Origin of the sequence: Leucothrix mucor DSM 2157 (assembly GCF_000419525.1) — a bacterium.
Lineage (GTDB): Bacteria > Pseudomonadota > Gammaproteobacteria > Thiotrichales > Thiotrichaceae > Leucothrix > Leucothrix mucor.
Window position 1 is genome coordinate 2158371 of the sequence record NZ_ATTE01000001.1, and the last position, 21199, is coordinate 2179569.

Annotated in this window: 19 protein-coding genes; 13 read left to right on the top strand and 6 right to left on the bottom strand. The window is 48.1% G+C overall.

Annotation, left to right across the window (positions count from 1 at the left end):
- Positions 1 to 30: 30 nt before the first annotated feature.
- The 3 genes from LEUMU_RS0109560 (at position 31) to LEUMU_RS0109570 (ending at position 4060) form a co-directional block, all read left to right on the top strand.
- Positions 31 to 954 (top strand): DMT family transporter, encoded by a 924-nt coding sequence (locus LEUMU_RS0109560; protein ID WP_022952065.1) that lies wholly within the window; start codon positions 31 to 33, stop codon positions 952 to 954.
- A 108-nt stretch (positions 955 to 1062) separates the two neighbouring features.
- Positions 1063 to 3222, top strand: a complete 2160-nt coding sequence (gene ppk1 / locus LEUMU_RS0109565) for a polyphosphate kinase 1 (RefSeq protein WP_022952066.1) — start codon at positions 1063 to 1065, stop codon at positions 3220 to 3222.
- A gap of 82 nt (positions 3223 to 3304) precedes the next feature.
- Positions 3305 to 4060: a TerC family protein gene (locus tag LEUMU_RS0109570; protein WP_022952067.1), complete on the top strand. Its 756-nt coding sequence runs from the start codon at positions 3305 to 3307 to the stop codon at positions 4058 to 4060.
- Positions 4061 to 4102: 42 nt separating this feature from the next.
- Here LEUMU_RS0109570 and LEUMU_RS0109575 read toward each other — a convergent pair whose 3' ends face one another.
- Entirely contained in the window at positions 4103 to 4717 is a 615-nt protein-coding gene (locus tag LEUMU_RS0109575; protein WP_022952068.1) for a DedA family protein, read from the bottom strand.
- On the bottom strand, positions 4710 to 5063 hold the full coding sequence (locus LEUMU_RS0109580; protein ID WP_022952069.1) for a hypothetical protein: 354 nt from the start codon (positions 5061 to 5063) through the stop codon (positions 4710 to 4712). Before LEUMU_RS0109580 ends, LEUMU_RS0109575 begins: the two co-directional genes overlap by 8 nt.
- A 1-nt stretch (position 5064) precedes the next feature.
- On the opposite strand from LEUMU_RS0109580, the gene LEUMU_RS25435 reads away from it, so the two are divergent.
- The 5 genes from LEUMU_RS25435 to LEUMU_RS25445 all read left to right on the top strand — a co-directional run bounded on the left by LEUMU_RS25435 (position 5065) and on the right by LEUMU_RS25445 (position 9819).
- A complete protein-coding gene (locus LEUMU_RS25435; RefSeq protein ID WP_040503965.1) occupies positions 5065 to 5280 on the top strand; it encodes a hypothetical protein in 216 nt (71 codons plus the stop codon).
- Positions 5281 to 5502: 222 nt separating this feature from the next.
- Positions 5503 to 6249 carry a KilA-N domain-containing protein gene (locus tag LEUMU_RS0109585; RefSeq protein WP_022952070.1) on the top strand — a complete coding sequence of 249 codons (747 nt, stop codon included), beginning with the start codon at positions 5503 to 5505 and terminating at the stop codon, positions 6247 to 6249.
- A gap of 187 nt (positions 6250 to 6436) precedes the next feature.
- Entirely contained in the window at positions 6437 to 7471 is a 1035-nt protein-coding gene (locus LEUMU_RS0109590; RefSeq protein ID WP_022952071.1) for a hypothetical protein, read from the top strand.
- A gap of 243 nt (positions 7472 to 7714) precedes the next feature.
- Positions 7715 to 9181, top strand: coding sequence for an IS66 family transposase (gene tnpC, locus LEUMU_RS25440; protein ID WP_022950222.1), 1467 nt, complete (start codon positions 7715 to 7717; stop codon positions 9179 to 9181).
- A gap of 41 nt (positions 9182 to 9222) precedes the next feature.
- A complete protein-coding gene (locus LEUMU_RS25445) occupies positions 9223 to 9819 on the top strand; it encodes an NAD(P)H-binding protein (RefSeq protein WP_022952072.1) in 597 nt (198 codons plus the stop codon).
- Here LEUMU_RS25445 and LEUMU_RS0109605 read toward each other — a convergent pair whose 3' ends face one another.
- On the bottom strand, positions 9820 to 10383 hold the full coding sequence (locus LEUMU_RS0109605) for a Uma2 family endonuclease (protein ID WP_022952073.1): 564 nt from the start codon (positions 10381 to 10383) through the stop codon (positions 9820 to 9822).
- 151 nt (positions 10384 to 10534) lie between these two features.
- On the opposite strand from LEUMU_RS0109605, the gene LEUMU_RS0109610 reads away from it, so the two are divergent.
- Positions 10535 to 10792, top strand: a complete 258-nt coding sequence (locus tag LEUMU_RS0109610; RefSeq protein WP_022952074.1) for a type II toxin-antitoxin system Phd/YefM family antitoxin — start codon at positions 10535 to 10537, stop codon at positions 10790 to 10792.
- The gene (locus LEUMU_RS0109615; RefSeq protein WP_022952075.1) at positions 10780 to 11100 is read left to right on the top strand and encodes a type II toxin-antitoxin system RelE/ParE family toxin; all 321 of its coding nucleotides are present in this window, start codon (positions 10780 to 10782) and stop codon (positions 11098 to 11100) included. Before LEUMU_RS0109610 ends, LEUMU_RS0109615 begins: the two co-directional genes overlap by 13 nt.
- A 38-nt stretch (positions 11101 to 11138) precedes the next feature.
- On the opposite strand, the gene LEUMU_RS25450 is transcribed toward LEUMU_RS0109615, so the two are convergent.
- The 3 genes from LEUMU_RS25450 to LEUMU_RS0109630 all read right to left on the bottom strand — a co-directional run bounded on the left by LEUMU_RS25450 (position 11139) and on the right by LEUMU_RS0109630 (position 15712).
- Positions 11139 to 11675 carry an Lcl C-terminal domain-containing protein gene (locus LEUMU_RS25450; RefSeq protein ID WP_022952076.1) on the bottom strand — a complete coding sequence of 179 codons (537 nt, stop codon included), beginning with the start codon at positions 11673 to 11675 and terminating at the stop codon, positions 11139 to 11141.
- 12 nt (positions 11676 to 11687) lie between these two features.
- Positions 11688 to 13391: an Ig-like domain-containing protein gene (locus LEUMU_RS27910; protein WP_022952077.1), complete on the bottom strand. Its 1704-nt coding sequence runs from the start codon at positions 13389 to 13391 to the stop codon at positions 11688 to 11690.
- A gap of 185 nt (positions 13392 to 13576) precedes the next feature.
- Complete coding sequence (locus LEUMU_RS0109630; protein ID WP_022952078.1) at positions 13577 to 15712, bottom strand: heparinase II/III domain-containing protein; 2136 nt, start codon at positions 15710 to 15712, stop codon at positions 13577 to 13579.
- Positions 15713 to 16009: 297 nt separating this feature from the next.
- Here LEUMU_RS0109630 and LEUMU_RS0109635 point away from each other — a divergent pair, with 297 nt between their 5' ends.
- The 3 genes from LEUMU_RS0109635 to LEUMU_RS0109645 all read left to right on the top strand — a co-directional run bounded on the left by LEUMU_RS0109635 (position 16010) and on the right by LEUMU_RS0109645 (position 20872).
- Positions 16010 to 17104 (top strand): alkene reductase, encoded by a 1095-nt coding sequence (locus tag LEUMU_RS0109635; protein WP_022952079.1) that lies wholly within the window; start codon positions 16010 to 16012, stop codon positions 17102 to 17104.
- 305 nt (positions 17105 to 17409) lie between these two features.
- A complete protein-coding gene (gene aspA / locus LEUMU_RS0109640; protein ID WP_022952080.1) occupies positions 17410 to 19263 on the top strand; it encodes an aspartate ammonia-lyase in 1854 nt (617 codons plus the stop codon).
- 253 nt (positions 19264 to 19516) lie between these two features.
- The gene (locus LEUMU_RS0109645) at positions 19517 to 20872 is read left to right on the top strand and encodes a dicarboxylate/amino acid:cation symporter (protein WP_022952081.1); all 1356 of its coding nucleotides are present in this window, start codon (positions 19517 to 19519) and stop codon (positions 20870 to 20872) included.
- Positions 20873 to 21199: the final 327 nt, after the last annotated feature.

Genomic DNA, 21199 nt, shown 5'->3' on the forward strand with positions numbered 1-21199 from the left:
GCACCCACTAACCACTAAAGGCACACCGCCATGACCCCACAAGCGCCCAATATTGATTTGAAATCAGGCTTATTACTACTCGTGCTGGCATCGGTATGGGGCGGCTTCTTCTTCTTTGCAGAAATTGCACTCAGAGAAATCGGCCCATTTACCATTGTGCTTTATCGGGTGTTTCTAGCCGCACTCGCCCTATTTTTGGTGGTTCGCTGGAAAGGCATTGAGATTCCGCGCTCAATCAAAGTCTGGCTTTGCTATCTCGTCATGGGCGCACTCAATAATGCCATCCCCTTTTCACTCATATTTTGGGGTCAGGTCACGATTGATAGCGGGCTTGCCTCCATCCTAAATGGCACCACCGCCGTCTTTGGTGCGGTAGTAGCCGGTCTACTACTCGTCGATGAACGCCTGACGGCACGAAAAATCATTGGCGCACTATTCGGGCTTTTTGGTGTCGCGGTCATTATGGGGTTTGATGCCTTAACCAACTTTGATCTGCGCAATCTCGCCCAGCTCGCCATCTTAGGTGCAGCCTTGTCCTACTCCTTTGCGGGAGTCTGGGGCAAACGTTTCCTTGGAGGCTATCCTCCGCTAATGAATGCCTTTGGCATGTTAGTCGGCTCCACTCTGCTGATGATTCCAGTGGCTACGCTGACAGAGGGCTCACCAACGCTGACATTATCAGTGGAAGTCTGGGCTTCAATTTCGGCCTTGGCTTTCCTGTCGACCGCATTCGCTTACCTACTCTACTTTAAAATTCTTGCGCAGGTAGGTTCTGCTAACCTAATGCTGGTGACACTACTAGTCCCACCAATGGCCATCGGCTTGAGTGTTACGTTTTTGAATGAACACATAGGCACAGCAGCTTGGATAGGATTTGCCTTTATTGCGTTTGGCCTTGCGATTACGGATGGGAGATTACTGGGCAAGTTGAAAGGCAAGATAACGTATGGCTAACTTGATATATATAAACCCGTGATTGAAACAAAGCTGTAACACACCGAACGAGTAGCGGGTGTACTATTCGGGGTTGCCCTCAAACAAAGCAACGATGGATTATATGATATGAGTGAACCGATTAAGGTAAAAAAGAGACTTGAGGACCTAACATCAGAGTTTCTAATGCCTCGGGAGCTAAGCTGGCTTTCCTTTAACGCGCGCGTACTGCAAGAAGCCGAAGACCCTTCAGTACCGGTAATCCAGCGCCTGCGGTATCTGGGTATATTCTCCAACAACCTTGATGAATTTTTTAGAGTACGTGTGGCGGAAGTCCGTCGCCTTATCTCCCTGTCAAAATCCACCAATCGGGATCGGTATAAATCTCTGTTGGAAGATATCCAGCACGAGGTAGCAGCCCTACAGCTCAAGTTTGAGGAGACTTATTCTCACGTATTAAAAGAGCTCTTCCGTCGGCATATCTACCTCATTAACGAGATGCAGCTATCGGATAATCAGGCGCAGTTTGTACGCGACTACTTTCGGCGGACGGTGTTGCCCGAGTTGGAGCCTATCCTACTGACAGAGAACCGTGATCTAGCCAGCCTTACTGATGAGTTGATCTATTTGGCAGTTGATATTCGTTCGGGCAATGATCGCCACTATGCCTTGGTTGAAGTCCCTACTGACCGTCTTGAGCGGTTTGTGCAAATCCCCAATCGAGAGAAAGGCGGCAGCAAAGTCTTCATCGTATTAGAGAATATTATTCGCTTCTGTATGCCTGAAGTGTTCCGTGGAGTGATTCCAATCGATGAGACCCACACCTATACCATCAAGTTCTCTCGCGATGCCGAGTTGGAAATTGATACAGGACTGGGTGAAAGTTTTCTGGAGAAAATGGCAACCAGCTTAAAAGCACGGCGTACCGCTGAGGCCGTTCGCTTTGTTTACGACAGCGAAATGCCGGATCATTTACTGGAGCTGCTTAAGAAACGATTCAAGCTAGGTCGCTATGATAGTTTGATTGCCGGTGGGCGATATCACAACTCCAAGGATTTGATTAGCTTCCCGAATCTCGGTCCCAAATACCTGGAGTTCAAGCCGCTGCCACCGTTGAAGGTAAACGCTTTGGAGACGCGCAAGGGCAGCATTTTCTCTGCCATTCGCCAGAAGGATGTACTGCTCTACTATCCCTATCACTCCTTTGATGTCATTACCGACCTCCTTAAAACAGCTGCGTTGGACCCCAAAGTCACCAGTATAAAAATTTGCCTGTATCGTGCCGCTAAGAACTCACGGGTCTGCGACGCTCTGGGCAATGCAGTACAAAATGGTAAGCGAGTGCTGGCCGTGGTTGAGCTACAGGCACGTTTCGATGAGGAGGCTAATATTAACTGGGCTAAACGGCTCACCGATGCCGGCGTCGAAGTGATGTTTGGGGTGCCGGGCCTCAAAGTCCATAGCAAGCTGTTGCTGATCGAGCGCATGGAGAGCAGCCAACTCCGTTACTACAGTCATATTGGTACAGGGAATTTTAATGAAAAAACCGCTCGCCTCTATACGGACTTTTCATTGCTCACCTACCACCAGGAAATGGGCGAGGATTTAGCCAATGTCTTTGATTTCTTGCGGTTCAATTATAAGCGTCCAAAATACAAACATTTACTGGTATCGCCACACACCAGCAGACCGGGCATCACTGACCTGATCGAGCAAGAGACCAAGAATGCCCGAGCCGGTTATCACGCAGCCATCACGCTCAAATGCAATAGTCTTGTGGATTACGACATTAATATGCGACTGTACGAGGCAAGTAAGGCTGGGGTAAAGATCAAGCTGATTGTACGTGGGATGATCTCACTGAAACCCGGCTTGCCGGACGTTTCCGAGAATATTGAAGCGATCAGTGTGGTCGATCGTTTTCTTGAGCACCCCAGAGTGTACGTATTTCACAACCGTGGTGAGCCGGTTTATCTCATTGGGTCAGCAGACTTAATGACGCGAAACTTAGATCATCGGGTAGAGGCGTTGTGCCCTATTCTGGATCGCGATCATCAGCGGACACTTCAGGATATATTGGACTTACAGTGGAATGACAACACAAAGGCCCGAGCGCTGGATGCCGAGCAATCGAATGCCTTCGTGCCTGCCCGTGGCCGCTCGCACATTCGCTCTCAGGAAGCGATTCACAAGTATTTGGATTCGGGCGTGCTACCCCGTATGCCGCGATCAGAAATGAGCCGGCCACCGACGCGCAAACGTTCGAAAAAAACGAATCATCCATCATGATTTTACGAATAATCACGCCAGCGGTTTTCCGGTAGAATTAGAGCTATTTTTTCATTAATAATTGATAGTGGAGCTAATAACAATGGAATACCTTTTAACCCTCGCCGCGGACCCCGTTGTCTGGCTTGCACTGGGCACACTGATCGTCATGGAGGTGGTATTAGGCATCGACAATCTGATCTTCATTGCCATACTCACCAACAAACTGCCCGAAGAAAAACGCGAGTTTGCCCGTCGCTTGGGTATCGGTGGCGCACTGATATTACGACTCGCCCTACTCGGCACCATCGCCTGGATCGTCAAGCTGACTGCACCGGTTTTTTCAGTCTTCGATCACGGCTTCTCGTGGCGTGACCTGATTCTGATCGTGGGTGGATTATTTCTGGTTTGGAAAGCGACCAAAGAAATTCACCACCATGTCGACCCAGACCCCGAGGAAGATGTCTTCGGTAGCAACACCAAAGCGGCCACCGTTACGATCGGCTCGATTATCGTGCAAATCCTGCTGCTGGACTTAGTATTCTCGGTGGATAGCATCCTAACGGCGGTGGGGATGACGGAGCATTTGCCGATTATGGTGATCGCGGTGATTGTCGCGGTATTAGTGATGCTGCTGGCGGCGACGCCACTGTCGAACTTCGTCAATGACAACCCGACCGTGGTTATTCTGGCGCTCGGCTTCCTCTTGATGATCGGGATGATTCTGATTGCGGAAGGCTTTGGCGCACACATTCCAAAAGGCTATGTGTATACCGCCATGGCATTCTCCGCGCTAATCGAAGGCTTGAATATGATGGCCCGTCGCAAGCGTCAGAAACTGGCAAAACAAGCAAAATAAGCTCAACAGGCCGCACTCGTTTGGGTGTGGCCTTTCCCCGCTTCACCTCACTTCCATCTCATCTGCCTCAAATCGACGCCAAGCCAGTATCAGCTTTGCTGCAAAACCCAGTGTTAGTAGCAAAGCTGCACCGGTCACCATAAAGCTAATCGCTAAGGTCGAGATTTGAGGCAAATTACCCGCAAAGGTATAGCCCAGCATCACGTAAGTCGTGGTCCAAATCATCGAGCCAACCAGCGCCATTGCGGTGAAGTGCACTCGTTTCATCCGCTTGATGCCACAGAAATAGGCAATGTACGGGCCAATGGAGCTTAGCACCGTGCGGCTTAATAAAATCGCCAGCAAACCATTCTTTTCATAGAACGTTTCACTGCGCTGAACCAATGGCCCTATCCGCCTTGAAGCCCGAAAACGCGCCAGCCATTGTGGTTTGGCCAAACGACCGAGCGTGTAGGCGCATTGGTCACCCACCACATAAGCCGCGAGGGTTGCCAGCAACACCTCTGACAGCGCAAAATCGCCGGTCGCGGCCAAGCCACCGGAGGTCAGCGCGATCACCGATGCTGGCAGCGGAATGCCCATCGCCGCGATAAATACGATGCCTGTGACAATGTATAAGCCATAGTCGGGAACCAATGCCAACAGGTAATCAGTCATCGGGATTCTCCCGATAGGCTTTTTGAGCAGCGCGAACTTTTACCGTCAACTCCTCCAGCGTAATGCCCAAGGAATCAGCCAAGCGATCCAACCGCCGAGGGGATTTTTTGCCTTCCTCTATGCCTAATAACTCCATCACCAGCGGACGCGGTAATTCATAGGACAAAGCCATGTAGCGCGGCGTCATCCACGCCTGCAGCTCGACGTTCTTATGTCGCGGATCGTTAAAATAGATGGCATCGGCGAGGAAGGAAACGGAGACCCAGACCAGCGCCGTCGCTGACAGCAACAAACCGGCAATCGTCCAGCGTTGGGCTTTTAGGAAACGGTGGAGTTTAGGATTCACGGTGTCGCTCGGGTTGGGATTTTGTTGTGGTGATGGCTTGTCTGGTGGTTGTCATGGTGCGAGTCCTTGGTATCTAAATGGCATCGTTGTGAATAAGCCATGGTTAAAATACCTTAAAAGGTTTGAAACTGGCAAACGGCTGGAGGTGTTGGTTGGTGGTTTTTACGAAGGTTTACAATTGAGCTCCGGACTAAGCAAGTCTGGATTAATTAGTTAAACTAGTAGATGTGTCATCAGCCTTAAAGTGCTTTGAATTTCAAGCTATAAGTATGTAGGCCGAATCTCAATGCTGTAGCCGCTATAACTTTTCATTTTTTAACTGTAATATCTGTTCAAATGAACAGCCTGTGTATATTTTGTATACAGAACCTATTTAGGTTAATCAACATGCTCTTCCGGATAGAATATTTTTAGCTTCAAATAAGACAAGGAATTTAAGATGGATCAGATGGCTCTAATACCGAGAGTAGAAGAGGGAGAAATTATTCCTCAACGTGTCGGTGATGGATATATCAGTGCGACGGCCCTTTGCCAGTCTGTCGGCAAACAGTTTTCAGACTATCGTAGCTTAAAAAGCGCTCAGGCTTTTCTCGCAGAATTAACAGCTCAAACTGGGCTGTCAGAACAACAGCTGATTCATGTTATTCGTGGCGGGAATGCTAAGCTTCAAGGCACATGGGTACATCCATTCTTAGCGATCAACCTTGGTCAGTGGTTGTCGTCGAAGTTTGCTGTAAAAGTATCTCAATGGGTTATAGAATGGCAGCAAGGTGGAGCTAAAGCGGTAATGCCTGTGCATATTGATCGCTATATGCAGAACAGGAGCAAGGTTCCATACACACATTTTTCTATGCTAAATGAGCTCACATTAAATCTTATTGCTCCAATGGAGCAAGCAGGGTACACCTTACCCCAAGAGATGGTTCCCGATATCTCAGAAGGCCGAATGTTTTGTAAGTGGCTTCGCGATAATAAGAGTATTGAGCCAAATACGTTTCCTACATATCAACATTCATACCCCGATGGCCGAGTCGTCTCAGCAAAACTATACCCAATAGAGCTATTTGAAGACTTTAGACGCCACTTCAACGAAACATGGCTTCCTAAGCAAGCTCCGAAGTATTTCGGTCAACGAGACAAAACAGCTTTACAGTTTGTTGAAACTTTGCTTTTACCCTCAGCATAAATCTAACAAATAGCTGCGCCGACAGGTACATCATGATCAGAAAATCTATATAAAGGAATAGCGAAATCTATCCAAATAGAGAAAACTTATACCAAAAATGCTCTGCACTCCCAGTTTTAAGTCATGGTATAACGGTTTAGGTCTGGTGCTCCCCCCTAATAAAATTAATCTAAATCTGAGCTTCAAGATGAAAAAAATACTTATAGATATAGAATTATCAGTTCGATATTCTGGCTGCTATACTTTTGATAAACCCATGATAAATAAATTTTGGGCTTCTTATTTAGTTTACTATGAGACTATGGTACTTCTCATGGCTAAGAGTAACACTCTTCCAGAAAGTCTAATTACGATAGAAGAGTACCCGATAGTTGAAATTGTAGCTCATAGCGTTACGGATCTCCCCGTAGATGATCCATTAGAAATTAAATTATGTTCAATATCCTACTGCATTGAAAATGAAATAATTTACTGCGCACAAGAATTTGATAGTATAAATGAAAGAAAAACACTCATAAATGAAACAGGAAGGCACATACCAGAGAGCATAAGTTTTCTCAAAAAATCCTTCCTAACTCTTGATACGATACAGTTTATTTTATTTAATCAAACCCCTGTAGAGGGAAAGCTTTCGGAGTCTCTAGTTAAGGCAATTACTGATTATAAAAAATCAGACCACATTTCAACATTGAGAGAAGGTATTGAGAAAATAATTGAAGAAAACAAAGGGAACTATTATTTAACAGAAGATATAAAAAGAAATATTCAATCCAAATTGGTTGAAAATCAAACCAAGATACTTGATATGTTAGACTTCGATAAGATAACTACTTTTGATTTGAAGTCTCTAGTATCTGATGGTGCTTCCATAGTCGCAGGACTGCTAACACCTTTTCTTCCGCTAAGTACAATACAAGAAATATACACTCAATTTAAAAACAAAAAAACAATCTCAAACAACTCTGATATTTTATTTACACTATCTGTAATGTACATCCAGAAAGCTATAGCACAGAACAGCAGTTATGAGGCTAAAAGCCAATGTGGCATATGTAAATTAACTTCTGTAGAAATTGACAATATTAACGATAATGATGTTGATGATTTCACTTTTAAGTCAATGGAGCAAATATGCTTCAAGCATCTTGAGTCTTACTTAGAGTTAAGAAAATTTCATGGACTAATGGGAAAACCATTATTAAGACGCTTGATAGAATCGTAATAAAAAGTTATGGGCAGATACCACATACAGAGTATCAAAAGATGAAAGGTAAAGCTTAGCTCATCACTCCCTCAGCTTTGTTGAGCGATAATAATTTTTGCAAAGAAAAGATCAGGCTCAATTTTTCACGCCTGATATCATGTAATAAAGATGGGAATCAGCATGTAAAAAAATACCTGCCGCCTCACCAGGCGTAACCCTTCACGGGGTTGCATTTAGGCCACAATTCGTTATGATTAAACAATGAACAAACTAACTGAGGCGCTTTTCAATCACCAACTGCCCGCGGATCTGGCGGCGTCGCAGCGTCTCAATCGTCAGTTATTGGATTTAGTGACCCAACTGGAACAGCGTGTCGCTGAGCTGGAAGACATCGCAGGCAGCGGGAGTTCTTCCAGAAACTCCTCCAGACCACCGTCCCAGGATTCACCGGAACAACGGGCTAAGCGCGAGAAGAAGCCTAAGAGTCCTCGCAAGCAAGGAGCCCAGCCGGGTCATCAGGGTCATCAACGCGTTCGGGTAGAGCTGTCTGCGACGGATGAGCAAGTTCATTACTACCCAGGCACTCAATGCACCTGTGGTGCGGTGTGTGATGTCGCTCAGGAGCCTTATCAGCGACATCAGGTCTTTGACCTGCCTGAGGTTCGCAGTCAAGTCACTGAACATTGTCTTTATGAGGCAATCTGTCCGGGTTGCCGCAAGCGTCAGGTGGCTCGCTTGCCAGACACGGTTCCCTGTGGGCAAATGGGGCCGGGACTGGTCAGCTGGATTACGCTGATGAATGGCGCTTATGCCTTATCGGTGTCAAACATTCAACGCTTACTGAAAGATCACTGGCAACTCGCCTTCAGTACCGGTGCCGTGAGCCAGGCCACCCGCTCGGTCACGGGATGGTTGCTGCCGCTGTATCAGCAAGTGGGTCAGGCGGTACGGAATTTACCCGTTGCTCATGCGGATGAAACCAGTCATTACCGCAATAATGAGCAGCGTTGGCTTTGGGTGCTGTGTTCCTCGCAAGTCGTCTACTTTCTAACGCATCATTCTCGGGGTAAAGGTGCCGCGAAGGGTTTACTGGATAATTTTGAGGGTATACTGGTCACTGACCAACATGGCGGCTACAACGATTATCCGGTCGAAAAGCGCCAGCTTTGCTGGGCGCATATTATCCGTAAGTTTCGGAAAATATCAGAACGTGTGGGACGGGCCGGGGTGCTGGGGAAACAACTCTGGCGATTATCCCGCTTGATTGTACACTGTCGTAATCGTTGGCGATCGGGCGGCTATTCTGATGCTGGCTACCACACACGAATGCGACGATTCAAACAGGCGATCCATACGCTACTGTGCCTGGGGTGTGAGACCGCGCCCGCTGACCCGTTAAAAAAAGCCAGCAAAACAGCCAATCAGTGCAAACGACTGCTGGCGGATGAATCGATGCTCTGGACGTTTTTGCAGGATCGCGCGATTCCCATGACCAACAATGAAGCAGAACGTGCGATACGTCCTTATGTGATCTGGCGTAAAACCAGTTTCTTCAGTCAGTCTGCCAGAGGAGATCAGTTCCGTCCGGTGATTCTGACTCTGACTGAAACCTGTAAGCGGTTGGGCTTAGGCGTTTATGGACTATTGAGAAAAGTCTGTGAACAAGGCCTGTGTGGTGAGGCTATTACCGTACGGCTACCCTTAGGTCAGCACGCTATATCAGCGTAAGCCCCCCGTGAAGGGTTACCACTGCCCTAGCCCTCTCAACCATGCCATCCGTTAAACAATTAACGCTATTAGGCAGAAGGCCCGCCGAAAACATCGTTGGCGACTCTGTTTCCCAGCATGAAATCGACATCTTTTCACCACAATCCTACGAGCCTTTTTTAGCCGATCACGACACCGCAATTTGCACGCTGGGTGTCGGTCAACCTTCAAAGATGAGTAAGGAAGAGTTCGTTAAAATCGATAAAGATGCGGTGTTAGACTTTGCCACTGCCTGCAAACAAGCAGGTGTTAAGCATTTCTCATTGTTGAGTTCTGTGGGCGTCAGTTCAACGTCTTCTTCGTTCTTTTTGCGTACGAAAGGCGAGCTTGAAGATGGCTTAGAAGCACTTGGCTTTGAGCGCTTGAGCCTGTTTCACCCCTCGATGATTATGACGCCCACCAACCGCTATGGTTTATCGCAGGGTATTACGCTTGCCGTAATGCCATGGCTTGATCATATATTGATTGGCCCACTGAAAAAATTCAGGAGTATCTCCTCCGAAAAGTTGGGGAAGTCTATCGCCATGAACCTGCTTGAAAATAGCCACTCCACTGGCACCGAATCGCTGCAGTGGGGTGATTTTATAAGGCTATGTTGATTACGTTATCAGAAACTCATAAATATCATCCACCCGCAACTCTATTCCAACAGAGCGAAGTGTAATAACATCACCACCGGAGAAATACTCAGTACTCCAATCGTTATCACGCCGGTGTAACTCTATTGACGGTGAATCCTGCGAGCATAGAAGATACTCCTGCAAGCTTGAGATTTGCTGATACGCGTGGAGTTTTTCAGTACGGTCTGTGCGCGCCGTGCTGGTAGAAAGTACTTCAATGATCAGACAAGGTGACCGATTGTAATACTGGTCATTCTCTTCCTCACAGCTCACCTGAATATCGGGGTAGTAAAAATAGCGCTCGTCTTGCGTACTGATTCCAACCTTCATATCCGATTGAAAAACTTCGCACGGGCTACCTTCAAGGTGATTAAAGAGTCGATTGAACAGTTTACCGCATAGGCGATTGTGGTTTCTGCTAGCGCCTGCCATTGCATAAACTTTGCCATTGACGTATTCGTAACGGATGCCATCGGATCGGTCATTTTCACCCAACAGGTACTCTGAAGGTGCGATGTAATCAGACTGTGTTGCTATACCCACAAAGTAACTCCTGATAAAAATTTAGCGACTTAACTTACTGCTTTTAATAGCCATATTAGCACAGCAAAACCTAGCATAGTCATCACGTATTTTTACAAATGCCCGCAAAGTGATACTATAGTGACACTCTAATCAACTCAAGACAGATCTCATGCGCACAGAACTGGTAACCACTCTCAAGCGGCAAGCCACCAAACTACTCGCCGAGCTACGCGAGTCCAAAGAGCCAATTCTAATTACAGAACACGGCCAACCATCCGCCTATCTACTGGATGTTAGCGACTACGAATACATGGTGCAGCGCATGGAAATTCTGGAAGGGATTGCCAGAGGCGAGCAGGACATTCGCGAAAACCGCACGATGACAAATGCTGACGCTAAAAAGAAGCTGTCTAAATGGCTGAAATAATCTGGACTGAGGAAGCACTAACGACCTTGGAGAGTATCGCAGACTACATTGCTGTGAGTTCTGAAACGGCCGCATCCAAACTGGTCAAAAACATCTTTGAAAAAACAGATCGTCTCGAACGCTTTCCTGAATCTGGTCGTGTTGTCGAAGAAGTCCGCGAAATGGGTTACCGTGAAGTGATCGTGAATCCATGTCGTATAATTTATAAGCTGGAAAGTGACACGGTGTATATCCTGCATGTGATCAGGCAAGAGCGCGATTTAAGGCGCTTTGTGATTAATGAAACGGCAGCTGACTATCGAGCGTAAAAAGCCTGCAAGCCAAATCCACTTGCAGGCCTTTACCATTACTGACTAACGACTACCGTTGCAGCGTCTTTCACCAATAACGTCGCCAACTGAAAGTCTTTTTTACCTCCAGTGCTGGTTCCATACTGAATATTCCCAATCCAAATACTATCTGCAACCGCTAGCGTCAATGAGCGGCGAGCAGGCGTCGATGACCAAATACTCAAAGCCTCTCGGCCAATCGGGAAGATCGTCATATTCATACTAGGCGAGGCACAAGCATGTTCCATAATGCTTTGGAGTTCCTTGATATTCGGCACACGCCAGTCGCCAGTTGCAAGCTCCATGGCCGACTTCCAGTGCACCGCCGTGACCGTACCGTCGCATTGGCTGGTCTCACTGTTCCAGCTTTGACCTTGTGCGCAGCGCTGCCAGATCAGGCCGGTTTGGGTATCAGTAACTTCATCATCATTCACTTGAAAGCGGCTATCGGGCGTGGTCGGTGTGAGGTTTTCATCACAGACTTGCGCCGCATTGGCCGCACCTGCAAGCAACAAAGCTAGTAGCGCAACGCGGGATTGTTTGATCAGTTTCATAAGATTCTCCTGTTACTCTGCGACTGGTGCATTGCTAACCAAACGCGCTGCCGTATTGCGGTTTTTCGGGTGCGTCAGCATGTGTCCATCGTAAAAGGCGAAAGCCTTCTGTAGGGATGGATAAGCAACGTTGGTGCTAGACGTGTGGTATGTCGCATAGGCGGTATTTGGAAAATAAGCCGTGTCGATGGTTGGCGCACGCCCGTCGTAGTTCGCAATGGATTGCAGCTCTGGCAGGCTCGGTAAACGCCATGTGGTGATGCCGCACAGTGCTTCAGTATTTACGCGTTGCGCAAAGGCTTCAGTATTACACCAAGTCTCCGGCAGCCACGACTGATAGCCATGACAACTGATTAAGCTGGCATGTTGCCGCGTTCCGGCATCCCCGCCATTGGTGCTTGTATTGCTGTCATACCATGTGTATTGATCATCCGCGCCATGCAGTCCAGCCGCACGAATTCCCTCGGAAAGCCCGACTTTGCTTTCCCAGATCAGTCCGGTGACATTATCTTTGACGCAAGACCACGTAGTCGCTTCTGCCGCTAATGGCTGGCCATCAGCATCGAGCTTGGTAAAGCTAAATCCGGCATGGCCATCGCTATCATCCGCATGGGTAACATCACGGCCGTTTGTGGCATCTTGCTTAGGTGGAATCGGGTCGCCTTCGGCATCAACGCCTGAGCACGTGGTGAGGTCGGCATTATCATGCCCAACCACCGGAAAGTCTGCGCAAGTCACTGCACCCGTGTCATTCAGCTGCCCAAGTTGTACTGTCTGGCCCGGCTCTTCGACGGTGATTAACACTTTGGCGCTATCGGTTTTGCCGTAGATGTTTTCGACCACATACCAAAATTCATCCTGCCCCGTAAAATCGGCCGGTGGCGTGTACACAGCCTTATTACCGTCGATGCTAATCGTGCCCCATTTCACCGAGCTTTCATTGACTGATTTAATGAATTTTCCAGTACCAAAGTCATTGGATAGCACATCAATGCTGATCTGAGTATTTTTTAAAATACGGCTGTTGTCTTCTCTGGCCGTCGTCCAATCCTGAGCGGCAGACTCGCCCAGCGCGATGGTGACTTTAGCGGAATTTGTGCGTCCCCAAGCATCGGTCATGACATACCAGAAACTATCCGTCTCCGGCCAGACCGCAGGCAAGCCGAGCTTGCGATAGCTCAGCGTTTTATTATCAGGGTTAATAAAGACCTTACCGCCGTTACTGCTCCACTCATTCACGCTGGTCAGCGTCAAGCCCATCCCCGTATCATTCTCCAGTACCGGAATGGTGATGAGGTTTTGGTCGGTGGTGGTCGCTAGGTCGGCCGCTGCGCCGGGCCATGCTTCGGGTTTCTCACCCACGGGAGGCTCAGGGTCAGTCACATAGATCGCGACTTTAGCGGCGTTCTTTCTGCCTTCATTATCGGTGAAGTTATACCAGAAATAATCCACCCCTTTGAAGCCTGCCGCAGGCTGGTAGATAACAGACAGCTTGTCTTCACTGATTGAAGCGCTGCCGCCTTCGACGGTCGTGGTATTGACGGTGGTTAGCGCCAGCTCCGTGCCAATGTCATTATCTAGCACGGAAATGGTGGTGGATTGATCGGGCGTGGTGCTTACATAATCCGGCGTTGCGGTGGGCCAAGGGCTGGCCTGAGCCACACCGCCGAGTAAGCTAAGAATGGCGAGTGCTAAAACGTGCTTTTGTAGCCTCATGGGAGTGCCTTTATCAGTTAGTCGGGGTATTAAAAACCACAATAACCAGCGGCACTAAAGCAAGATATAACAGGCCCATTAAAGGCATAATGAGCCAGACCATCGGTAGTACATTTTATGGCGAACACGCTCATGCAAATGGTATGCGCAATCGCCAGTCAGTCACCTAAAAGCCATCAACGCGACTAGACGCTTTTCGGCTCAACCGCCAGAAAGCCTGTCCAGCGATACGCTTGGTTATTAAACTCAACCGTCGTTTCACTTTGTTCAGTCGCATCAGGTCTATTATTAACCATGACAGTCAGCGCAATGCCATCACCCAAAATCTCAATCACCGAAGCATTGTCATCAAAGCCAATCACATTCACAGACTGAATTTTACCGCTGGCATCGATACTGATTTCTTTAGACTCGTTAAAGAAGCCGTGGGTTTCTACCACATTGGCAAACAAGCTATTGCTAGCCTCTCGGCGCAGTACAAAGCCTGGCTCACTGCGCAGGTTAAATGACGGATCATTGGCCCCTGTGCGTGTGAAAATCAGCGTGTCGTCGGAGGATGAAGCGCTTAACCAGGTGTAGAAACTCTGGCCTTGTAACCAGCTCACTTTATTGGTGTCTTGCCCTGCACCCTCGGCCACATTCCACAGATGCTGATAACCAAAATCTTCACCCAATGCATTCATGGATGCGTGCTGCTGCGAGTCAACGTTGGTATCAATAATCTGACCTTGGTATTGCAGCGCGTAGTCATATTGGTGCGTTGCTTCACTGCTAAGACGGAATAAATCCACTAATAGCGGCTGTGCCAACTGCTCATGTTCGATCAATATTAAAGTGCGCTGCTGATCAACGCCTGGGTAGAAGTCATGGGCAAAGGCGCTCATCGCCTGCGTGTTGCCAGTGCCGATAAAGAAATGCGGAACCGCGTGCTTGCTATCCCCGATGTCACAATCTGAATTGTTCTGGCTGCTGCCATCCACCGCTACCACATTGTGCGCGATGGTTTGACGTGCGTAAGAGGCATTTTCCGCAAGATAGCGGCCACCAAACTTCGGCTCAACATTGATCCAACGACCATAGCCATATTCACGTAACACTTCTTGATTATTGTTGAAGTACGTCAGCCCCAGCGTATCGAAATGGCCATGTCCCATGCCGTGTTGACCATATGCCATAACCAGCTGGCTAATGTCGCCCTCAGCATTTTGCATACGGATAAAACCTTGCGCGCCTTTGTCGCCATTCGGGCCTTCGTTTAGCTCAACGCTAGGCAAGCATGGCAGCTCAACCGAGTCTTGCGCTTCATAAGCTTGAGACAGCGCCACACCGCAACCACTTACCCACACTTGGTTTTGGATTTTCGCGATGCCGTAGAGGTTTTTATCTTCGGGGTAATGCTTAGCATACAAACTCACGGCAATTACCACACCCTCGTCGGTAATATCCATGCTTTGTGAGGAGTCGTTCAAGGCTGGGAACACGCCATTAGGGTAAGCCGTTGAGAGCAATGCCTGAATGGTTTTGCGAATGACTTGATCTTTAAAGTTAAAGATATCGATTTCAGGGCGCAGTCGCTGGGTGATCTCTGCCAACACGCATAAAGGACGGATCGCATAACGGTGGTAATACGGCCCTTCGATGTAATAGCCAGACGGCGCAAATAAGTTACTGATCTGCGCAAGGAAGCCACCAGTGACATCATCCCCCGCTAAGCCATGCAGCGCTTGATCGATATATTTTTCCTGACCGCAAGCAACACCCATTGCCGCAACGCCCGCCACAGCCCACACGCCATGGTTATGAATCGTGTCGTATTTGTCGCTGTATTTTACGGTCGCGACTTCCAGCATCGGCTCAAACAAGCGCTCGATAATGTGCTGGCGTTGCGCTTCTGATAGGTGACTACTGATACAGCTGTAACCCAAGCCCACATACATCATCCAAACATGCTCATTCAGCATTTGGTGAAATAAACGGCCCGGAGGGTTGGTATTTTTCTGCTCGTGAAAGCCCATCTCTAAATACTTATCGGCGTATTCCGTTAGCAAGTCGGCGGCAAACTGCGCGTACTTGTCATCGCCAGTAATTAGAAATAAACGCCCTGCCTGATCAATGTATTTACCATTTTGAACGTGTTTATTATGCGCGTAGCCACCGGCTGGACTTTGGCCGGGTACGTCGATGCCAAGCGCCAAATAGTTGTCTGTATCGAGAATGAGTGCGTCGAGGCTTTGGCCCATCAGGCTCGGTTTGCCAAGCTCTTGTTGGATGGCAGCGATTTCTTCTGGGTTCAGTAACACAGGCTTTGTATTGGAAGGCATTGATTTTCTCACTCACTAAAAATGGTAGTCATAAAAAAGGGGCAGCACCCTTTTGCGCATTATTCGCTTGAGTTGTCGACTCTTTCGATAAGCATAGCACAACTAATATCTTAGTTTAACTATCTAATATATTTCAAGGCGTTTTTAGAAGAAATCTGCTGCGGGGCTAGCTACTGCGTTGTTTACGATTACAAAAAATACTCAAAACTATTATTAATGATAATTTCCTGAACTAATAAAACAGATGTACATTGCTCCTCATCGACAATCCTGTCCTCTTTTTTAAAGGTAGACCGTATGACTGCTTCACTTTTTGAGCCGATTAAATTGGGCAATTTAACACTTAAGAATCGTATCGTGATGCCACCGATGACGCGCTCACGAGCCACACAGCCAGGTAATAGCGCCAATGAGTTAATGGCAGAGTATTACGCGCAACGCGCCACTGCTGGGTTAATCGTGAGTGAAGGCACGCAAATCTCAGCACTGGGCCAAGGCTATGCCTGGACGCCGGGTATCTACTCGCCTGAGCAGATTGCAGGCTGGAAAAAAGTCACCACTGCAGTACATGAGAAAGGCGGCGTGATGTTTGCGCAGCTATGGCATGTTGGCCGTGTGTCGCACCCTGATAATACGGGCGGCGTGCAGCCTATTTCATCCTCTGCCCTGAAAGCGGAAAACGTGAAAGTGTTTGTTGATAATGGCAAACAAGAGCCGGGCTTTGTGGATGTGGTAATGCCACGCGAAATGACTAAAGCGGATATCAAGGCCGTGGTCGAAGAGTATCGCCAAGCAGTACTTAACGCGATGGAAGCCGGCTTTGATGGGATCGAGTTGCATGCGGCGAATGGCTATTTGATAAATCAATTTATCGACTCTGAAGCAAATAACCGTACCGATGAATACGGCGGCTCGACGGAAAACCGTTTACGCTTCTTGGGTGAAGTGGTTGCGGCATTGGTTGAGGCGATTGGCGCGGATCGTGTTGGGGTGCGGTTGGCTCCGCTGACTTCATTAAATGGCACAGTGGATGCGACACCAGTTGAAACTTATACCGCCGCCGCGGCATTGTTAAATACGTATAAGGTTGCCTATTTGCATATCGCCGAAGTGGATTGGGATGATGCACCGGATACACCGGTTTCATTCAAGCAGGGCCTGCGTAAGGCTTTCCAAGGCGTGCTGATATTTGCAGGTCGTTATAATGCAGAGAAAGCTGAGCAAGCATTGGCTGATGGCTTGGCGGATATGATTGGCTTTGGGCGGCCTTTTGTAGCGAATCCTGATCTGCCGAATCGGATGAAGCATGGCTATCCGCTGGCAGAGCATGTGCCTGAAACGCTGTTTGGTGGCGCAGAAAAGGGGCTGACTGATTATCCGGTTTATGGATAGTTAGTGGCGAGCCTCTTCCACCTCATCGTAACTAAAATTAGAGCCTGCCTTAGTGGTGTTCAATCTCATCGAGCACCACTAAAGCACTCAAGCAAGTACGAGTTGCTATGAGTGCCAGAGGAATTTTCGCACAACATTGAATGTCATCACGTATCACAGGGCCCTTTCTGGTGCACCACCGCAACCTCCTAAACAAAACAAACTTCTAACAAACTGTATTATAAACACTTAATTTTTTGGCACGCAGATTGCTCTGATAGGGAAATACACTCCAAAACCTCCCTATCGAAAGGATAATGCACCAAATGAATACGAAATCCGTCACTGAGCTGTTAAGTGAAGTTGAGCTGTTTCAAGGTATCGACGCCCCAGACCTCGCACTCTTTGCAGAACATGCTCAATGCCAGACGCTGTTGGCCGGAGATATTCTGTTTCGTACTAATGACTTGACCGATGCGCTGTACGTCATTGCCTCGGGCAGTATTCAGCTGTTCGATGACCAAGGAGCACGGGAGCGAAGCCTCACGGTATTTTCACAATACGAATTCATTGGTGAAACCATGCTGATCGCGCCGGCGCACCGCCAAGGCGTGTGTGCACGGTTGTTATCCGATGGTGTTTTATATCGCTTTGAGCGGGATGCATTGCATGAATTACTCAGTCAGCGCGGCGATCTGGCCTTAAAAATCTCTGCGACGATTTCGCAAATTATTATTCGCCGCATGGAGCACGCCAACAGCCGTTATAAAAACATCTCCGCGCTGTATCGAGCCAGAGGCAAGCGTATCGAACATGACTTACTGGGCGATAAAGAAGTGCCAGCAACTGCCTATTACGGTATCCAAACGCTGCGAGCTTTGGAGAATTTTAATATCAGCGGCATTAGCCTCAACTTCTACCCCGACTTTATTAAGGGGCTAGCCAAGGTCAAAAAAGCGGCGGCGATTGCCAATCATGAATTGGGGCATATTCCGGATGAGCTGATCGGAGCCATTTGCCAAGCTTGCGATGAGATCGGATTGGGCATGCTGCATAACCATTTTATCGTCGACATGCTGCAAGGCGGTGCGGGTACTTCCACTAATATGAATGCCAATGAAGTAATTGCCAACCGGACCTTAGAAATCCTCGGGCATCGCCGTGGTGAATATCAGTATTGTCATCCTAACAATCACATCAACCGCTCCCAATCCACCAATGACGCTTACCCGACTGCAATCAAAGTTGCGCTCATGGATGCCAATGACAAGCTACTGGCGGAAGTTCACAAGCTGATTGACGTGATCGATGATAAGACTTTTGAGTTTGCAGATATTCTAAAAATGGGCCGCACTCAGTTGCAAGATGCCGTGCCAATGACCCTAGGCCAAAGCTTTAACGCCTACGCCACCAGTTTGCGCAATGAGGTCAAACGCCTGAAAACCTGTAGTCAATCGTTTCTAACCGTGAATATGGGTGGGACGGCAATTGGTACCGGCCTGAACGCCGACCCGCGCTACCGTGAGCGCGTGGTACAGCATCTAAGCAAAGTCACCGGTCGGGATATTGTGCTGGCCGATGATTTGATTGAAGCCACCCACGATACCGGCTCGCTGGTGATGTATTCATCCGCACTAAAACAGCTGGCGGTAAAGCTCTCCAAAATCTGTAATGACCTGCGCCTGATGTCATCCGGCCCACGTGCCGGACTCAATGAAATCAACCTGCCACCGATGCAGCCAGGTTCCTCCATTATGCCGGGCAAAGTGAATCCGGTGATTCCTGAAGTGGTTAACCAAATCGCCTTTAAAGTGATTGGAAATGACCTGACCACCACACTTGGTGCCGAGGCCGGACAACTGGAACTCAATGTGATGGAACCCGTCATGGTCGAGAGTTTATTTGAGTCAATCGAGATTCTAAAGCGCGGCATGGATACCTTGGGTAGTCGCTGTATTGCGGGTATCACCGCTAATAAAACGGTGTGCGCCGACAATGTTAAAAACTCTATTGGCTTAGTGACTGCGCTCAATCCGCACTTAGGTTATGAGGTCTGCACCGCGCTGGCAAAAGAAGCGCTAGAGCATAATCGCAGCGTGTATGATTTGGTGCTTGAGCAGGAGTTACTCTCGAAAGAACAGCTTGATGAGGTACTCGCGCCGGAAAACATGGTGCGCTAATACTCAACGGCAAAGCCCATGCAGCATTAGAATAAACCATGAATTCTGGCTTGAAATCAGTACTAATTTTGAAAGCGGTCAGAGAAATATGAATGTACACTGAGGCTGCACCACGCTGGACTTTTAGTTCAGTATCGTTTCTAGTAAGGCATGCAGGCCCCACGGCAGGGGCTTTCTGTCTATTGTTAAGTAGTATCAAAAACCATCCGAAGTAACATGAATGTCATGGATTTCCAAATAAAGGGAGCAGTGTATGAGTGAAGCGAAGAAAATGAGTTTAACGATCAAAGTGCTATTAGGCATGGGTCTTGGAATTCTCGTGGGGTTGTTTCTTAACCTCACGGGTTTAGTTGCCAACCCATTTGTTGATGGCTATATCGTTAACGGGCTGTTCCACATTGTTGGAAAAATGTTTGTTAACGCCCTGAAAATGCTAGTCGTACCCTTAGTCTTCTTCTCGTTGATTTGTGGTGTGTGCGGCATCGGCGATATCAGAATGCTGGGTCGAGTTGGCGGCAAATCGTTTGCCCTCTACATGATGACCACAGCCATCGCGATTGCGACAGCGATCATCATCGCCGTGACTTTCGGTATCGGTAAGGGCATGAATGTTGATTCTGCTGCGAATTTCACGGGTAAAGAGTCACCACCACTGAGCGAAGTACTGATCAGCATTATCCCGACCAATCCGGTTAATGCCATGGCTCAGGGCGATATGCTGCCGCTGATTTTCTTCTCTATTCTGTTGGGTATCAGCATGCTGCTGGTCGGTAGAAAAGCGAAGGGATTTGTTGCGGGCGCAGAAGTGGCCAATGAAATCATGATGAAGATGGTGACCATTGTGATGGCCGTTGCGCCGTATGCTGTGTTTGCCCTGATTGCAAAATCAATTGCGACCTTAGGTTTGGATTTACTCTACTCCTTAGCAGGCTACGTGCTGGTACTGGTCGGTGCATTGATGTTCCATTTGTTCTTCACCTTAATGGTTGTGCTCAAAGTATTCTCCGGTTTGAGCCCTTCAATCTTCCTGAAGAAAATCCGCAATGTGCAGGTGTTTGCCTTTAGTACCGCCAGCTCCAATGCAACGATCCCCGTGACCATGCGGACCGTGACTGAGCGCTTTGGTGTGAACAACTCTGTTGCGTCATTTACCGTTCCGTTTGGTGCCACCATCAATATGGATGGTACGGCGATCATGCAAGGTGTCGCGACGGTATTTATTGCCAACGTGTATGGCGTTGAGCTAGGTATCGCAGGCTATCTAACCGTCATCCTGATGTCAGTACTGGCTTCTATTGGAACCGCCGGTGTACCAGGTGTTGGTTTGATCATGCTGTCGATGGTATTCGCACAGGTTGGTTTGCCGATCGAAGGTATTGGTTTGATCTTGGGTGTTGATCGCCTGATGGATATGATCAGAACTGCCGTAAACGTATCAGGTGATGCGACGGTATCGACGATTGTTGCTAAGAGTGAAGGTAAGCTGGATCTTGCAGTGTATAACGACCCGGATGCAGGCACTTACGACAACGATGAGATCGGCGAGTTTGATGCTGAAGTGGAAGCTGAAATGGCTCAGGCTATCCAAGAGTCCAGAGAGAAAAAATAAGCGTTAAGCGCTTGAAGTAGAAAGAAAAGGCAGAGTTCATACTCTGCCTTTTTTGTGCCCATTCATAATCCCTATCAACCCGTCATCAAACTCTTTTTTCATCCAAGCCACTACACATTCTGCGCGCGGTCTCTAACATTTTGTTGACAGTTCTTTGAGAATGGGACATATTAAAAAGCAGAAGATATACCGGTATACCTAACATAAAGTTCAAGGTTAACCTATCAACTAAAGCAATGCCTGAGCCGCTAACAACGGAACATGTTTTACAAGGAGGAAAGAGAATGCAACGACCCGGTTTGGCATGAATAGTCATCGCTAAATGGT

Coding starts and splice junctions, on each gene's coding strand:
- LEUMU_RS0109585 (WP_022952070.1), top strand. CDS start 5,503: ATGGATCAGATGGCTCTAATACCGAGAGTAGAAGAGGGAGAAATTATT.
- LEUMU_RS27910 (WP_022952077.1), bottom strand. CDS start 13,391: ATGAGGCTACAAAAGCACGTTTTAGCACTCGCCATTCTTAGCTTACTC.
- aspA (WP_022952080.1), top strand. CDS start 17,410: ATGAATACGAAATCCGTCACTGAGCTGTTAAGTGAAGTTGAGCTGTTT.
- LEUMU_RS0109560 (WP_022952065.1), top strand. CDS start 31: ATGACCCCACAAGCGCCCAATATTGATTTGAAATCAGGCTTATTACTA.
- LEUMU_RS25445 (WP_022952072.1), top strand. CDS start 9,223: ATGCCATCCGTTAAACAATTAACGCTATTAGGCAGAAGGCCCGCCGAA.
- LEUMU_RS0109615 (WP_022952075.1), top strand. CDS start 10,780: ATGGCTGAAATAATCTGGACTGAGGAAGCACTAACGACCTTGGAGAGT.
- ppk1 (WP_022952066.1), top strand. CDS start 1,063: ATGAGTGAACCGATTAAGGTAAAAAAGAGACTTGAGGACCTAACATCA.
- LEUMU_RS0109570 (WP_022952067.1), top strand. CDS start 3,305: ATGGAATACCTTTTAACCCTCGCCGCGGACCCCGTTGTCTGGCTTGCA.
- LEUMU_RS0109645 (WP_022952081.1), top strand. CDS start 19,517: ATGAGTGAAGCGAAGAAAATGAGTTTAACGATCAAAGTGCTATTAGGC.
- LEUMU_RS0109590 (WP_022952071.1), top strand. CDS start 6,437: ATGAAAAAAATACTTATAGATATAGAATTATCAGTTCGATATTCTGGC.
- LEUMU_RS0109630 (WP_022952078.1), bottom strand. CDS start 15,712: ATGCCTTCCAATACAAAGCCTGTGTTACTGAACCCAGAAGAAATCGCT.
- LEUMU_RS25450 (WP_022952076.1), bottom strand. CDS start 11,675: ATGAAACTGATCAAACAATCCCGCGTTGCGCTACTAGCTTTGTTGCTT.
- LEUMU_RS0109610 (WP_022952074.1), top strand. CDS start 10,535: ATGCGCACAGAACTGGTAACCACTCTCAAGCGGCAAGCCACCAAACTA.
- LEUMU_RS0109635 (WP_022952079.1), top strand. CDS start 16,010: ATGACTGCTTCACTTTTTGAGCCGATTAAATTGGGCAATTTAACACTT.
- tnpC (WP_022950222.1), top strand. CDS start 7,715: ATGAACAAACTAACTGAGGCGCTTTTCAATCACCAACTGCCCGCGGAT.
- LEUMU_RS0109575 (WP_022952068.1), bottom strand. CDS start 4,717: ATGACTGATTACCTGTTGGCATTGGTTCCCGACTATGGCTTATACATT.